General features: G+C 42.4%; 11 protein-coding genes. 9 read left to right on the top strand and 2 right to left on the bottom strand.

Features of this window, described 5'->3' with window-relative positions:
- Window position 1 precedes the first annotated feature (1 nt).
- The 9 genes from C6H66_RS13150 to miaE all read left to right on the top strand — a co-directional run bounded on the left by C6H66_RS13150 (window position 2) and on the right by miaE (window position 14906).
- Window positions 2-2605 carry a TonB-dependent receptor gene (locus C6H66_RS13150; RefSeq protein ID WP_105395833.1) on the top strand — a complete coding sequence of 868 codons (2604 nt, stop codon included), beginning with the start codon at window positions 2-4 and terminating at the stop codon, window positions 2603-2605.
- Window positions 2606-3093: 488 nt separating this feature from the next.
- Window positions 3094-4221 carry a PLL family lectin gene (locus tag C6H66_RS13145; RefSeq protein ID WP_105395832.1) on the top strand — a complete coding sequence of 376 codons (1128 nt, stop codon included), beginning with the start codon at window positions 3094-3096 and terminating at the stop codon, window positions 4219-4221.
- A 486-nt stretch (window positions 4222-4707) separates the two neighbouring features.
- A complete protein-coding gene (locus C6H66_RS13140) occupies window positions 4708-5832 on the top strand; it encodes a PLL family lectin (RefSeq protein ID WP_105395831.1) in 1125 nt (374 codons plus the stop codon).
- 667 nt (window positions 5833-6499) lie between these two features.
- Window positions 6500-6901, top strand: a complete 402-nt coding sequence (locus C6H66_RS13135; protein WP_181150204.1) for a DUF8189 domain-containing protein — start codon at window positions 6500-6502, stop codon at window positions 6899-6901.
- 781 nt (window positions 6902-7682) lie between these two features.
- Entirely contained in the window at window positions 7683-8180 is a 498-nt protein-coding gene (locus tag C6H66_RS27470) for a DUF8189 domain-containing protein (protein ID WP_479687611.1), read from the top strand.
- 540 nt (window positions 8181-8720) lie between these two features.
- Window positions 8721-9851 carry a PLL family lectin gene (locus C6H66_RS13125; protein ID WP_105395830.1) on the top strand — a complete coding sequence of 377 codons (1131 nt, stop codon included), beginning with the start codon at window positions 8721-8723 and terminating at the stop codon, window positions 9849-9851.
- A 742-nt stretch (window positions 9852-10593) separates the two neighbouring features.
- Window positions 10594-11049, top strand: coding sequence for a type II toxin-antitoxin system PemK/MazF family toxin (locus C6H66_RS13120; RefSeq protein ID WP_036808434.1), 456 nt, complete (start codon window positions 10594-10596; stop codon window positions 11047-11049).
- 535 nt (window positions 11050-11584) lie between these two features.
- Window positions 11585-14140: a DNA mismatch repair protein MutS gene (mutS, locus tag C6H66_RS13115; protein WP_105395829.1), complete on the top strand. Its 2556-nt coding sequence runs from the start codon at window positions 11585-11587 to the stop codon at window positions 14138-14140.
- A 4-nt stretch (window positions 14141-14144) separates the two neighbouring features.
- Window positions 14145-14906, top strand: a complete 762-nt coding sequence (gene miaE, locus C6H66_RS13110; RefSeq protein ID WP_046397302.1) for a tRNA isopentenyl-2-thiomethyl-A-37 hydroxylase MiaE — start codon at window positions 14145-14147, stop codon at window positions 14904-14906.
- 104 nt (window positions 14907-15010) lie between these two features.
- Here miaE and C6H66_RS13105 read toward each other — a convergent pair whose 3' ends face one another.
- Together C6H66_RS13105 and C6H66_RS13100 are read right to left on the bottom strand one after the other, a co-directional pair.
- Window positions 15011-15298, bottom strand: coding sequence for a HigA family addiction module antitoxin (locus tag C6H66_RS13105; protein WP_105395828.1), 288 nt, complete (start codon window positions 15296-15298; stop codon window positions 15011-15013).
- Between the two features lie 48 nt (window positions 15299-15346).
- Window positions 15347-15580 carry a type II toxin-antitoxin system RelE/ParE family toxin gene (locus tag C6H66_RS13100; RefSeq protein ID WP_339416778.1) on the bottom strand — a complete coding sequence of 78 codons (234 nt, stop codon included), beginning with the start codon at window positions 15578-15580 and terminating at the stop codon, window positions 15347-15349.
- Between the last annotated feature and the right edge of the window lie 271 nt (window positions 15581-15851).

Below are 15851 nucleotides of genomic sequence, written 5' to 3'. Positions count from 1 at the left end.
TATGCCATATCAAAAAATTACTATGCCATATCATATTGACTGCCGAGATTCACAACCACATTGGCAAAAAAAGTCTTTAGTCGCTCTGTTATTATCATTAATACTGCTGCCGGCACGTTCCCTTTACGCTACCACACCAGCAGATACTCTCTATTCCGTTCATATTCCACCAGGTTCATTAGGCAATTCGTTGTCCCACTTTGCGGCGCAAACCGGTACCGCGCTCTCTTTCGATCCGAATTTAACCAACGGGCTAACAGCACCTTCATTAAACGGCAGTTTTACTGCTCATCAGGGTTTAGTTCAACTGCTCACAGGCAGTCATTTACAACTGTCCCAACGTACCGATGGCAGTTATACGCTGGTAAAAATGACAAAGAAGATGACCACCAAAGGTGTAGTCGTACTAAATCCCCTTACAGTAGCAGGCAATCGCGGATACTCAGGTAATGAACCATTGCGGTTCGACAGTACCACTATCAAAGGTAAAGATATTGAAAAATTCGGTGTGATCCACCCTGTCGATATTTTTAAAACCACACCGGGCGTATTATCTGGCGAAGCACGCAGTTCAGGCAGTCTGGATGTGAATATCCGGGGCTTGCAAGGACAAGGCCGAGTCTTAACCACAGTTGACGGCGCATCTAACCAGACCGCGCTATACCGTGGTTATCAAGGTGTCTCCAACCGTTCCTTTATTGATCCCGATTTCATTGGCCGGGTAGATATCAATAAAGGCCCGACAGGAAAAGGCGGCATGGGAGCTATTGGGGGAACGGTGGAGATAAAAACCATTGAAGCCAGTGATATCCTCCTTGACGGACAAAAGGTAGGGCTTCGCCTGAAAGGAAGTCTGTTGAGCAACCATTCCAATCCTGACGATTATCAACGCAATGACTGGCCTTCCCCCTCAAAAAACTCTCTTTTCGACGCTAAGAATCGCACCGGGAGTATTGTTTTCGCGATGGCCGAACCTTCCTATGAATTGCTGTTTGGCGCTTCTCAGCGCAAGCGGGGCAATTACCACTCAGGCAAACACGGACCGGGCGCTAAGGAACGTGGAATGCCAGGTTATTTGTGTGAGAGTGATCCACAAGATTGTCGCATTCCACAATTCAGTGAACAGATGGCCGGTTATTCGCTGTATGCAATGGGGGATGCCGTCCCTAACACTTCTGAAGATAGCCAGTCATTACTGGGTAAAGGAAAAGTTCGTTTTGGCGATGGTCATGAAATTTCCGCTATCATTAGCCATTACCAAAATCTCTACGGAGAATCCTATGTCGCGGATATGGCAAACCTGAGCCAAACATTTATGATCTTGGAACAGGGGCCACTGACACGGCTCAACATGAACAGGCACAGCCTCAACTATAAATGGGAACCTGCGTCAAATCCCTGGATTAATTTAGATATCGGAGTATGGCAAACACGGGTTAACGACCGCCCTCGAACCGCAAATAATACCCTCGGTGATAAAAAATTCATGCGCACAGTAGGGGTGAATTTGAGTAACACCTCATTATTTGAGCTCTCAATGCAAGATATTGAGTTGAACTACGGCGCCAGCTTTATTCGTGAACGCACAGGCCCCAGCGCAGGTAAATGGGAATATGCCGTTAATCGGGAAGGAGAGCGTAAAGAAGGCCGTTTTTTCCTGAGCGGGAATTATATGCTTGCCGACCGTCTGACCCTAATGGGCGGGTGGGATTTTAAGTCCTATCAGATCGAAGATTACAGTCCAGCTCGTCCGGGTAGCTCTTGGTTACCACAGCTCACCTCTGGGAAAGTCAACAATAAGCGAGACCATGCTCACGGCTATTGGGTAGGTACTAAGCTTGAACTTAATCATGAAACAGCACTGCACGCCAAATATGCCTATGCCCCACGTTTTCCATCAATGGTTGAAGGTATTCGCGGCTACATGATGAGTGTTGACGATCATATAAAACCTGAAATTTCAAAAAATATCGAAGTCGGGCTGACCTCACGCTTCCCGAATATCATTGCTCAAAATGATAGCTTCGATATCAAAATGTCCTACTTTGATAACCGGGTAAAAGACTATATTAGCCGAGCATGGATGGATGATTACTGGAACATGTACATCAGTAATATTAAAGAAGCAAAATTTGCCGGATTGGAATTGGCAAGTGTTTACCATAGTGATCACTTTGATGCCCGTTTATCGATGAATTACTATACAAAAGTCAAATTCTGCACGGAAAATGACGGGTGTGCTGCACGTAGTCTCCCTTCGGATTATGCAACTAATCACATTCCGCCTAAATATGCGGTATCACTCGATCTGACACAGCGATTCTTAAATGACAAGATATCTGCCAACGCCAGAATTTCCCATTATGGTCAACGATCTGTGCCAGCAGGAAAACCAGGACGCGGTTCTGCTCCTCTGTTGGCGCCCATTATCTGGCGACCTGCAACTGTAGCCGATATCTCTCTAACTGCCCGTATAAATAAGCATGTCGAATTTGAGTTTGGTGTGGATAATGTGTTCGATAAATATTATATCCAGCCTCTTAGCCTCGGCTATATCCCTTCACCGGGAAGAACGTTTCGTGCCGGTATCACAACTTATTTTTAAATTCATTCGTTAAGCTAGTCAATAATCTGTGGCATATCCATGATATGCCACTTTCTGGTAAAAGAATGTAATTAAGGTTAGAGCAATATATCAATATAAATTATTTTCTCTTATTTCTCTGGAATTAATACAACTTTCAAAATTAAATCTCGCCACTAATTTAAATTCTTGCATAAATACAATATGCCATCAGATACTTTTAATGAAGTTAAAACAATTTTAAAAATATATTTAAAATATAACTTAGATGAAACTTTAAATAATGAAATAGTTTACATGTAATTAATTGTTTTTAAATGATCGTATGTAAAAATATACATCAGCCTATAGAGATCTATAATATACAATCATATCTTATCGATAATTTAATTGTCATAAGTTAATTCCAAATAAAACATTAGCTATTATTTTTTAAGAAAAATCAAAACATTGATTATTAAATGACTATTTTATGAATATAAAAAATTATTTTTAACAAGGATATACACATGAAAAAAGAACCGATTAAAACATCAAATCCAGATAATACCGAATCATCTGATGCAAATGAGGTTGAAATCGAAAACCCTACTATCGCGGCGTCTGGCATTGTCTCAGTGGCGAATACCTCTGATGGTCGGATCGAAGTTTTCTGTGTGGGTGGTGACAACGTAGTATGGCGCAACGGGCAAACAACACATACAGGCGCTTCCTGGACCGGCTGGACCTCACTTGGCTTAAAAGCGACCAGCAAACCTGCCGCTTACCTCAATTCAGATGGTCGATTAGAAGTATTCGTACGTGGCTCCGATAATGCGCTGTGGCATAACTGGCAAACCGCTCCCAACGCTGGTTGGTCAGGCTGGCAATCTTTAGGCGGAACGCTCACCAGTAACCCTGCGGTACATATCAACGCCGATGGTCGGCTAGAGGTCTTCGCACGCGGCCCTGATAACACACTCTGGCACACTTGGCAAACCGCTCCCCACTCCAATCCTTGGTCGAGCTGGTATTCTCTAGGCCAAGTGATCACCAGTAACCCGGCAGTCCATATCAATGCCGATGGTCGGCTTGAGGTCTTTGCCCGCGGGGCCGATAACGCACTCTGGCACATCTGGCAAACTGCTCCCCATACCGGTTATTGGTCAAGCTGGCAATCATTAGGCGGCATTCTCACCAGCGATCCTGTGGTTGTCCTCACTGTTGATGGTCGACTAGAGGTTTTTGTACGCGGCAGCGATAACGCACTCCACCACATCTGGCAAACCGCTCCCCATTCCAATCAGTGGTCTAACTGGGTTTCATTAGGTGGCTTACACACCAGCGCCCCTGCGGTGGTGAAGAATTCCGATGGTCGGCTTGAAGTCTTTGCACGCGGCGCCAACAAAGAACTTTCACTCTACCACATCTGGCAAACTGACACTTATTCTGGTTCATGGTCAGGCTGGGCCTTATTGTATGGAGGACTCACCAGCGCCCCAGATGTCACGAAGAACGCTGACGGCCGACTTGATGTCTTTGTGCGCGATAGCGGTAATGGACTCCACCACATCTGGCAAACTGTTCCCCATTCCAATCAGTGGTCTGATTGGACATCCCTAGGGGGAACATTAATCGACGCCTCAGCAATAAAATAATCTGAAAGGAGACAGATTCGCACAACACATGCGTAATTTTCTGGCCCGATGCATTGAGAAAACATTCGCTACTCTGCATCAGGCCAGTATTATCTTATTTGCTAGAGCTATCCCAACAGCCAGATGACGAATTATATACCTTAATAATGATTATCAGATATTTTGAATAAAAATACCCACAAAAAAACAGACTTAAAATAGAAAACAAAGAGAACTTTAAAATAAGAAAATAGTTTATATATAATTAATGTTTTTTAGATATTCGAATTTAAAAATACATATCAACACATAGACCTCCATAATATAAGATCACATTTTATGAAAACTCAAGAATTATAATTTAACGTCAAATAAAATATTACTTATTCATTTCATAAATAAAAATATACAGAATGCAATCGAAAGTATTAATGTGAAATTAAATATACTGTTTACTAAATGACTATTTAGTGAGTCTAAAAAACCATGCCTAAAGAGGATATATATATGAAAAAAGAATCTATTAATACATCAATTCCAGATAATACCGGGTCATCTGTTGCAAACGAAATAGAAGTATCCAATGAAATCTCTTGGACTGCGTTACCCGGAGTTATTTCGGCGGCAAACAACGCCGATGGTCGGCTAGAGGTTTTTGGCGTGAGCATCAACAATGCTGTGTGGCACAACTGGCAAACGGCGCCAAATACCATATCTTTCTGGTCTGGCTGGCACTCACTAAATGAAGGAGCGACCAGCAAACCCGCCGTTCACATTAACTCAGACGGTAGATTGGAAGTATTCGTACGTGGCACAGATAATGCTTTATGGCATAACTGGCAGACCGCCCCCATCCCCGGCACCAGTTGGTCAGGCTGGCAATCTTTAGGTGGTCAGCTCACCAGCAATCCAGTGGTATATGTCAACTCCGATGGACGGCTTGAGGTCTTTGCTCGCAGTTCCGATAACACACTCTGGCATATCTGGCAAACCGCACCCCATGCCGGTCCGTGGTCTAATTGGCAGTCACTAAATGGCGTACTTACCAGTGACCCAACGGTATATGTCAACGCCAGTGGTCAGTTTGAGGTCTTTGCGCGCAGCAACGATTACTCTCTCTGGTACATCAGGCAAACGACTTCTCATGCCTATCCCTGGACAAATTGGCAATCACTGAGTGGTGTGATAACGAGCAATCCAGTGGTAATCAGCAACTCTGATGGTCGGCTTGAGGTCTTTGCACGCGGTTCCGATAACGCTCTCTGGCACATTTGGCAAGTTGCTCCTAATGCAGGTTGGACAAACTGGCAGTCACTGTCTGGCGTCATCACCAGCGACCCTGCGGTACATATCAACGCCGATGGTCGGCTTGAGGTCTTTGCACGTGGCCCTGATAACGCTCTCTGGCATATCTGGCAGACGGCAGCATCGGGTTCATGGTCTGATTGGGCCTCATTGTCCGGCGTGATTACCAGCGCTCCTACGGTGACGAAGAATTCTGACGGCCGGCTTGAAGTTTTTGCACGCGGTGCGGATAACGCACTCTGGCATATTCAGCAAATTACATCATCATTGTGGTCCGATTGGGTATCCCTCGGCGGCACCTTGATCGACGCTTCAGCAATTAAATAATCTGCTTCGCACAAGACACGCATAACTGCCTGGCCTGATGCATTAAGGAAAACATTCACTATGCCGCATCGGGCCAGCAATACCTTATTTACTGGAATCAACCCAAATTTACTGGAATCAACCCAATTCTCAACACGCAAACCAAGCATTCTCTCAAACTCGCGCATATTGTTGATGATGAAGATATAGTTTTGTCTATCCAATGTAGTCTCTTGGTCGAATTAGGCCCAAAAAGGCAATGTCAAACACCCCCCCGTTTTATAGAACATTCATGCACTAGAACCTGTGTTTTTTAATGCCAATCGGCAAACTATTCTCTTCCGTAAAGATTATCAAATGTTTTTAATGCAATTAAAACAATCATGATAAAAATATATTTTCAAATATAATAAAGATGAAACCTTAAAACAGCAAAACAGTTCATTCATAATTTATTATTTTTGAATAACCGTATGCAAAAATATATATAAACAGAAAAGGTTTTATAATGTAGCATCTGATTCACTTAATATTTCACGGATCATCAATCAGCATCAAACAAAGCATTAACTGCTTCTTCAAAGAATAAAGAGTAAAAGTGAGAATGTTAATTCACAGAATTAAATATCTTGTTTATTAAATAACTACTTAGTGAATCTGAAAAATTATCTCTAACGAGGATATATATATGCAAGAAGAATCTATTAATATACCAAAGCCAGATAATACTGAGCTTTCAGTTACAAATGAGCTAATACAGCTAAAAACCGAAAACTCATCTATCGCGATGTCCAACATTGTCTTAGTGACTAACAAACCCGCTGTTTCTCGTAATTTAGACGGTCGATTGGAAGTATTCGTGCGCGGTGCTGATAAAGCGCTCTGGCACATCTGGCAAACCGCGCCCAATTCCGGTTGGTCAGGCTGGCAATCTTTAGGGCACACAATTACCAGTAACCCTGCCGTATATATCAACGCCGATGGTCGCCTTGAAGTCTTTGCCCGCAGTACCGATAACGCGCTCTGGCACATCTGGCAGAAGGTAGCATCCGGTTCATGGTCTAGCTGGGCATCCCTCGGGACACCTTGAGCAACGCTTAAGCAATGAAATAATCTGTCAAGCTCAGCTCCGCACAAGATATACATAACCTTTTGGCCTGATGCATTAGAGAAAATATTCACTGTGCTGTATCGGGCCAGTAATATCTTATTTGCTGGAGTTAGCTCAATTCTCGACATGCAAGCCCGACACTTACTCAAGCTCGAGCCTGTTATTTATGACAAAAATATAATTTCGTCTATCCAATGTAGACTCTTGGTCGAATATACCCAAAAGGCAATTTCAAACAAAGCCTCCATTTTATAGAACATTCATAAACTAGAATCTGCGTTTTTTAATGCTAGTCATCAAACTGTTTGCTTCCGTAAAGATTATCAAATGTTTTTAATGCAATTAAAACAATCATGATAAAAATATATTTTCAAATATAATAAAGATGAAACTTTAAAACAGCAAAACAGTTCATTCATAATTTATTATTTTTGAATAACTGTATGTAAAAATATATATAAACACACGAGGTTTTATAATGTAGCATCTCATCCACTTAATACTTCACGGACCATCAATCAGCATCACATAAAACATTAATCATTTCTTCAAAGAATATAAGAGTAAAAGTGAGAATATTAATTCACAGAATTAAACACCTTGCTTATTAAATGACTATTTATTGAATCTGAAAAATTATTTCTAACGAGGATATAAATAGCGTTTCATAATTCTGCCACATATGACTTTCTTCAACCCATTGTTATATATGGAATTATGAGTAGTATAAGATGTAGCACTATTTTAGAATCTTATTTATATGCAAGAAGAACCTATTAATATACCAAAGCCAGATAATGTCGAGTTACTTGTTGCAAATGAGGTAGCAATCGAAAACGCGTCAATCGCGTTGTCTGAAATTGTCTCGGTAGTCAACACCACCGACGGCCGGCTTGAGGTTTTCGGCGTGGGCACTGACAATGCCGTGTGGCACAATAGGCAAACAGCGCCACATTCAGGCTCTTCCTGGTCTGGCTGGATCTCACTTAACGGAAATGTAACCAGCAAACCTGTCGTTTATATCAATACAGACGGTCGATTGGAAGTATTCGCACGTGGCACCGATAACGCTCTCGCAAGCCACACCATCGTGGTCCGCTTGGGTATCCCTCAATGGCAACTTAATCGACGCTTCAGCAATCAAATAATCTGGAATAAATCCAGCTTTGCACAAGATGAACGTCACCTTCTGGCCCGATACGCTAAGGAAAATATTCACTGCGCTTCATCGGGCCAGTGGTGCCTAATTTGCCGGTAAAAATCCAATATTCGATACACCAACCTGACACAGATTCGAACTCACATATTATTGTTGATAACCAGGACATATTTTTGTCTATCTGAAACAGGCTCTTAGTCGAATATGTCTGGAAAACAACTTTAAACAGAATAACCTCTTTTAGGTACATGATTAAATCAGGATCTGCGTTTCTCAATGGCCAGATTATGAATTGTGTGCTTTAATAATTATTACATAAAATATTTTAAACAAAACTTAAAAACCATGAAAAAAATATAGTTAAAATAGAATCCACGAGGACTTTAAAATAAAAACAGTTTATTTAAAAATTATTTCACTGATATGATCCCATGTGAATAAACATATAATCACATAATTCGAGACCATATTTACATAATACTTTATAGATCAATGGCTAACAAAAAAAAATCCATAGTTTATTTTATTAATAAAACGACATAGGAGGCTAGTGAATATATCAATATATAAAGTCGAATATCCCTCTCATTAAATGATTATTTTTTTAAGTCCGAAAAACTATTTTTAAAGAGAATATATATGAAAAAGGAACCTATTAAAATGCCAACGCCAGATAATACCGAAACATATGTTGCCAGTGAGATAGCAATCGAGAACTCTGCGATAGCATTATCTGGAATTGTCTCAATAGCAAACAATGCCGATAATCGACTTGAGGTTTTCGGTGTAAGCGCTGACAACGCAGTGTGGCACAATTGGCAAACAACACCGCTGCCAAACTCCTCCTGGGCCGGCTGGAACAAAGTTAACGGAGTCGTGACTAGCAAACCCGCCGTCTGTCGTAATGCGGACGGTCGATTGGAAGTATTCGTGCGTGGCACGGATAATGCGCTCTGGCACAACTGGCAAACCGCTGCCGATATCAATACTTGGTCAAGCTGGCAGCCGCTGTATGGTGGGATCACCAGTAACCCGGAGGTATGTATCAACTCGGATGGCCGACTTGAGGTCTTTGCACGCGGCGCCGATAACGCTCTCTGGCACATCTGGCAAACCTCTGCCCATACCAATTCGTGGTCAAGCTGGAAATCTCTGGGTGGCACGCTCACCAGTAACCCAACTGCACATATCAACGCCGATGGCCGGCTTGAAGTCTTTGCACGCGGCTCCGATAACGCTCTCTGGCACATTTGGCAAACCGCTGCCCACACCGATCAGTGGTCAAGCTGGAAATCGTTGAATGGCGTGATCACTAGCGACCCAGTGGTCATCGACAACTGCGATGGTCGGCTTGAAGTCTTTGCACGCGGTGCCGATAGCACACTCCGGCATATCTCGCAGATCAGCTCTGATTCCGTTTCGTGGTCAAACTGGCAATGTTTGGATGGTGTGATCACTAGCGCCCCGGCAGTAGTGAAGAATCTCTCTGGTCGGCTTGAGGTCTTTGCACGTGGCGCTGATAACACGCTCTGGCGCGCCTGGCAGGTTTATCATAACGGCCCGTGGTCTAACTGGAGCTCATTTACAGGCATAATCGCCAGTGCCCCAACAGTAGCGAAGAATTCAGACGGCCGGATTGAGGTCTTTGTGCTTGGCCTTGATAAGGCACTCTGGCATCTCTGGCAAACTACTTCATCAACTACATCACCGTGGACCACTTGGGCTATCATCGGTGGTATCACCTTGATCGACGCTTCTGTGATCAAATAATCTGGAAGGAACCAGCTTCGCATAAGACAAGCGTAATTTTCTGGCCCGATGCATTAAAGGAAAACATTCACTGCGCTGCATCGGGCCAGTGGTACTTAATTTGCTGGAGTTAACCTAATATTCGACATGTAAGCTCAATACGGGTTCAAACTCATGTATTATTGTTTATGACAAAGATATACTTTTGGTTGAATATACTTGGAAAACAATTCATTTATAATTTCTTATTTTTTAACTTCTGTATGTAAAAACTATATTTTAACCACGCATTTATAATTGATTAACACATCTATTATTACTGTCCCACTCAATTATCATCATCCAATGACAATGGTTTAAAAATAAATATATAGTGATACTTAAAGTGAATGTATGTCACGAATTATAAACTAATCCAGCCACTCAGTTAGTGCTTTCTCTAGAATACTACAGCCATATTTCCTTTTTTCAACAGAAGAAACGCTCACAGGAAATTTTCAAACCATGCGATTTTTTTGCGTCATGAACATCAGAAAAAATACGGACTTTGGGCTTTTACGGCTGTAGTAGTACGACTAATGAATACAGCAAATTTCATCCATATTTAAAATATGATATACATCACAATTTTCAGTAATCAACCGTTTTTATTTTACATCGATGAGAATGGCCGATTTCCATTATATAATCCTATTGAAATAAGTCCTTAGTAAAAATCATTAAGTCATAGTAGAATCTATCACCTTATATAGAGGAATAACAAGTGCCTATAAATTTTAGTCCCAAAGTGGGAGAAATATTGGAATGTGATTATGGGAATTACCCAAAAAATAAAGAAGGCAAAATAATAACTAATTCCTATGATGGTCATATACCACCTGAAATGGTAAAAAATCGGCTTATCGTTATTATAAACGGTAAAATAGATGGCAATGCCTGTATAGTTGTTCCTCTATCAAGCAAATGTGATCAAAATAAATTACAACGTGGAATGCACGTTGTAATTGATAAAAACGTTATTGAAAATATGAAATATTTTGAACAAATAACACGCTGGGCAAAAGCGGATCTTGTACAACAAGTCAGTCGAAAACGGCTACAAAGGCCAAGAACTAATAGAGGTTATTTAAATCAAATTTTACCCAAAGAAATTATCACTAAAATCCAATTGGCAATAATTAAATCCATAAATGCAAGTCAATTGTTATCAAAATCATAACACTTGATTTCTCCAGTAAGATCGCCCACAATATAGCTGTTGCCCATAGAGGCCCCAAATATTTATCCCCTTTGAGGGACCTGCGAAGCCTAGCTAAATTGCTAGGCTTCTGCCATTTTAGCATTCCATAATTTCAACAAAAAATTTCCATAAGAAAGTTCTTAGCACATAAAGGGTTAGGCTGCCGGCAAAGCTGATGATAAAACTAATAAGACACTTGCTCAGATTTTAGATTGGTCATACTGACGGCGACATCAATACCGAGTTCAACAATCTTACTATCATCACTGAGGAAGTTCTTTATCAACAATGCAATTACGGTTGTTAGTATTAGAAAGCAAAAACCAGTCAACATTGGGAAATTCTTTCAACCACTTCGGCAACGCAGCTTTATCTTCTACACACAGCCAAATTAACCAGACCAAAATTACAACTAAATTTGCGAATTGCTTCCAGATTTTACTTGTGTAAGTTTAAAGCTTGGTGCGATACCATAACGAAAGAATTGATTCACAAACTTAACTAAGACCACCGCATGATTAATACAGAAACCTTCGACACTCACACGCCCATGATGCAGCAATATCTCCGTCTTAAAGCACAGCACCCTGATATTCTGCTGTTTTATAGAATGGGAGATTTCTATGAGCTGTTTTATGACGATGCCAAAAAAGCGGCAAAATTGCTGGATATTTCCCTGACCAAACGAGGTCAATCAGCCGGCAATCCTATCCCTATGGCAGGCGTGCCACATCATGCAGTGGAAAACTATTTAGCTAAGCTGGTTCAATTAGGTGAATCGGTCGCTATATGTGAACAAATTGGCGATCCTGCCACCAGCAAAGGCCCGGTTGAACGTAAAGTCGTCCGCATCGTTACCCCCGGAACCGTGACAGATGAAGCACTATTACAGGAACGGCAGGATAACCTGCTAGCGGCTATTTGGCACGATAATCAAGGGTTTGGTTATGCCACACTAGACGTGACATCTGGCCGCTTCCAAATATCTGAAATGGCAGAACGGGAAACGATAGCCGCTGAATTGCAACGTAGCCGCCCTGTTGAATTGCTCTATCCTGAAAGTTTTGAGCATATGGCTCTAATTGAAAATTTTCATGGCCTGCGCCGTCGCCCTTTATGGGAATTTGAACTGGATACCGCAAAACAGCAATTGAACCTGCAATTTGGTACCCGTGATCTCATCGGTTTTGGTGTGGAAAAAGCAGCACTTGCTCTGCGTGCCGCTGGTTGCCTGTTGCAATACGTCAAAGATACTCAACGCACGGCGCTGCCACATATCCGTGGCATTACGATGGAACGTCAGCAAGATACGGTTATTATGGATGCGGCAACCCGTCGTAATTTGGAACTGACACAAAACCTGTCTGGCAGTACAGATAATACGCTCGCTTCTGTTCTTGATCTGTGTGTTACCCCAATGGGTAGCCGAATGTTGAAACGCTGGTTGCATGCCCCTGTCAGGGACCGCCAGATATTAGAAAATCGTCAACAAGCCATTGCTACCTTGCAGGAAATTGGGCTGGAGTTGCAGCCATTTTTGTTACAGGTAGGCGATCTCGAACGTGTGTTAGCACGCTTGGCTCTACGCTCCGCTCGACCAAGGGATCTGGCAAGAATGCGCCATGCATTCCAGCAATTACCGGATATCCACCAAATTATGGACTCCTCAGATTCCTCCTATATCAAGCAATTGCAGAAAAATATCGGCAGGTTTGATGAATTACAGGAATTACTTGAAAGAGCAATTGTAGAAACCCCGCCGGTATTGGTTCGGGATGGTGGCGTAATCGCACCAGGTTATAACAGTGAACTGGATGAGTGGCGCACACTGGCTGATGGCGCCAGTAACTATCTGGAACAACTGGAAATCCGTGAACGGGAAAAATTGGGTATTGATACTCTGAAAGTCGGCTTTAATGGTGTTCATGGCTACTATATTCAAGTCAGCCGAGGGCAGAGCCATCTGGTGCCAATTCATTATGTCCGCCGCCAGACACTAAAAAATGCTGAGCGTTATATCATCCCTGAGCTAAAAGAGTATGAAGATAAGGTTCTGACCTCTAAAGGGAAATCTCTGGCAATAGAGAAAGCGCTTTATGAAGAATTATTCGATCTGCTGCTGCCTCATTTGGCCGAATTACAAACCAGTGCCGAAGCACTGGCTGAACTTGATGTATTGGCAAATCTGGCGGAACGCGCTGAAACCCTGAATTATGTTTGCCCAACATTGAGCGATAAACCGGGAATTCAAATCACCGGTGGTCGTCATCCGGTTGTTGAACAGGTTCTGAGTGAGCCATTTATCTCAAACCCTCTTTCTTTATCTTCACAGCGGCGTCTGCTGATTATTACCGGTCCAAACATGGGCGGTAAAAGTACCTATATGCGTCAGGCAGCGCTTATTACACTTCTGGCCTATATCGGTAGCTTTGTACCAGCGGAAAAAGCGGTTATTGGCCCAGTTGATCGCATATTCACCCGTGTAGGCGCTTCTGATGATCTGGCATCCGGCCGTTCAACCTTTATGGTGGAAATGACCGAAACCGCCAATATCTTGCACAATGCGACAGAACAAAGTTTGGTATTGATGGATGAGATTGGCAGAGGGACATCAACCTACGATGGCCTTTCTCTGGCATGGGCATGTGCAGAAAATCTGGCAAACCGCATTAAAGCAATGACGTTGTTCGCCACTCACTATTTTGAGCTGACCACATTGCCGGAAAAACTTGAAGGCGTGGTTAATATTCATCTGGATGCGGTAGAGCATGGCGATACCATCGCATTTATGCACAGCGTACAAGAAGGCGCAGCCAGTAAGAGTTACGGGTTGGCAGTTGCTTCTCTCGCTGGCGTTCCACGTGAAGTGATTAAACGAGCGCGTCAGAAACTTAAAGAGCTGGAATCGCTATCCACCCATGCAACGGCAAGTCATGTCGATACACCGCAACTCGCGCTATTAACAGAAGAGACGTCACCGGCGGTTGAAGCATTAGAAAATCTTAATCCAGATTCACTGACTCCGCGTCAAGCATTAGAATGGATTTATCGACTAAAAGATATGGTGTAAGAACGTGTTTGACAAAAGCCTTTTACAACCGATATACCATTTTTTGCAATGTGAAACCCCGGATTTGTGGGTAGATAAAGCAAAACAGCCTGAAAATTTACCTGTGCTTCTACGGGATCATCTGTTATGTGAACTCAAAGCAGCACAGAGCGCTATGTTTTTGATCCGCAAGTATGCCGTAGATCAGCGAAGTGAGGATACACTTCTGGCATGGTTTAAACCTTATGAAGATTTTGCCTACAAGAAAATTGGCGATCTCAATTCATTAAGAGGTCAAAACCAAGCGACTAAACAGATCACCGCCAAAGCTAATTCACCCTATAGCCAGGATCTGATTGATAAAATGGTATTGCTGATTAAAGAAGAGCTACATCACTTCTATCAAGTGCTGGAGATCATGGACGCACGCGATATCAGCTATGAAAGCATCACTGCCAGCCGTTATGCTAAAGGCATGCTTAGCCATATCACCAACCATGAACCTTATACATTGGTGGATAAGCTAATTATCGGCGCTTATATTGAGGCGCGTTCTTGTGAACGTTTTGCCAAACTAGCCCCTCATTTGGATGAAGATCTGAGTAAATTTTATATCTCGCTGCTGCGCTCTGAAGCACGTCACTACCAGGACTATCTTTCACTAGCGCAATCTGTTGCTAATGAAGATATTACCGAACGGGTAAACTATTTTGGCCGTGTTGAAGCTGAATTGATTCAAAATCCAGATAGCGATTTTAAATTCCACAGTGGCATCCCTGTAATTTGAACTGAATGTAGTATTGATTAAAAAAGGTGAGGTTATACTCACCTTTCAGACCAACGACAAAACAATTGAGATGGTTCAGAATCAGGGACATTGAAATATGTCAATCAAGCTATTTGCAATCGATGAAGATGAGACACATCGATATGCTGTTTTGCCTGCCATAAATCATAGTCCACCTGCATTCCCATCCAAACTTGAGGTGAACTGCCAATAACGACAGACAATTTCAGTGCCATTTCTGGCGAAACATCAGACTTGCCAACAACCAAGCGTTGCACAGTTGATGGTGCGACACCCAGTGCCTTAGACAAGCCTCTGGCGCTCAAATTCAGAGCCTCCATAGCCTCTTTAACTAATATTCCGGGATGCGGGGGGTTATACATCATAGCCATTAGTGGTAATCCTCATAGTTCACAATGTAGACATCACCATCATACAACTCAAAGGTGATTCGCCAATTTCCTGTCACAGTAATAGACCACACACCATTCCGGTTTGGTTTCCTGTAAGTGGGTGTAAAAAAAGCCAGGGATATCTACATCTTCAATTTTTACAGCTCTATTCAACACCTCAAGACGAGTAGCAATTTTTGGAGCTTGTATAGCATTAATACCGGCGGTAGAACCTGTTTCGAAAAACTTACTCAGCTCTTTATAGTTAAAACTCTTAATCATATCCGTCTGCTGAACGGTGCTGCTCGGTACAATTATTACACTCAATCGCCGCGCTATACGCAACACTTTTGCAAGTCACAGTGGGACTTTAAAAGCCATCCGTAGCTTAGATGGAATTATGCTGGCAATAACAGACGAAATGAATTTAATCCCGAGAGGCCGGATATAATGTGGTGTATTGATATCAATTATATTCGCATGAAAATAAGGGTAGAGTTATCTAACTATAGCGACAAATTTGTCCCCGAAAAGCAGAATTATTGGAAGAGGG

Origin of the sequence: Photorhabdus hindustanensis (assembly GCF_002968995.1) — a bacterium.
In the GTDB taxonomy this organism is placed as follows: Bacteria; Pseudomonadota; Gammaproteobacteria; order Enterobacterales; family Enterobacteriaceae; genus Photorhabdus; species Photorhabdus akhurstii.
This window is presented reverse-complemented; position numbering and strand designations above follow the sequence as displayed.

Bases quoted from the DNA above. Each gene is read 5' to 3' on its own strand.
- C6H66_RS13150 (WP_105395833.1), top strand. From the start codon at position 2: ATGCCATATCAAAAAATTACTATGCCATATCATATTGACTGCCGAGAT.
- C6H66_RS13145 (WP_105395832.1), top strand. From the start codon at position 3,094: ATGAAAAAAGAACCGATTAAAACATCAAATCCAGATAATACCGAATCA.
- C6H66_RS13140 (WP_105395831.1), top strand. From the start codon at position 4,708: ATGAAAAAAGAATCTATTAATACATCAATTCCAGATAATACCGGGTCA.
- C6H66_RS13135 (WP_181150204.1), top strand. From the start codon at position 6,500: ATGCAAGAAGAATCTATTAATATACCAAAGCCAGATAATACTGAGCTT.
- C6H66_RS27470 (WP_479687611.1), top strand. From the start codon at position 7,683: ATGCAAGAAGAACCTATTAATATACCAAAGCCAGATAATGTCGAGTTA.
- C6H66_RS13125 (WP_105395830.1), top strand. From the start codon at position 8,721: ATGAAAAAGGAACCTATTAAAATGCCAACGCCAGATAATACCGAAACA.
- mutS (WP_105395829.1), top strand. From the start codon at position 11,585: ATGATTAATACAGAAACCTTCGACACTCACACGCCCATGATGCAGCAA.
- C6H66_RS13105 (WP_105395828.1), bottom strand. From the start codon at position 15,298: ATGGCTATGATGTATAACCCCCCGCATCCCGGAATATTAGTTAAAGAG.
- C6H66_RS13100 (WP_339416778.1), bottom strand. From the start codon at position 15,580: ATGATTAAGAGTTTTAACTATAAAGAGCTGAGTAAGTTTTTCGAAACA.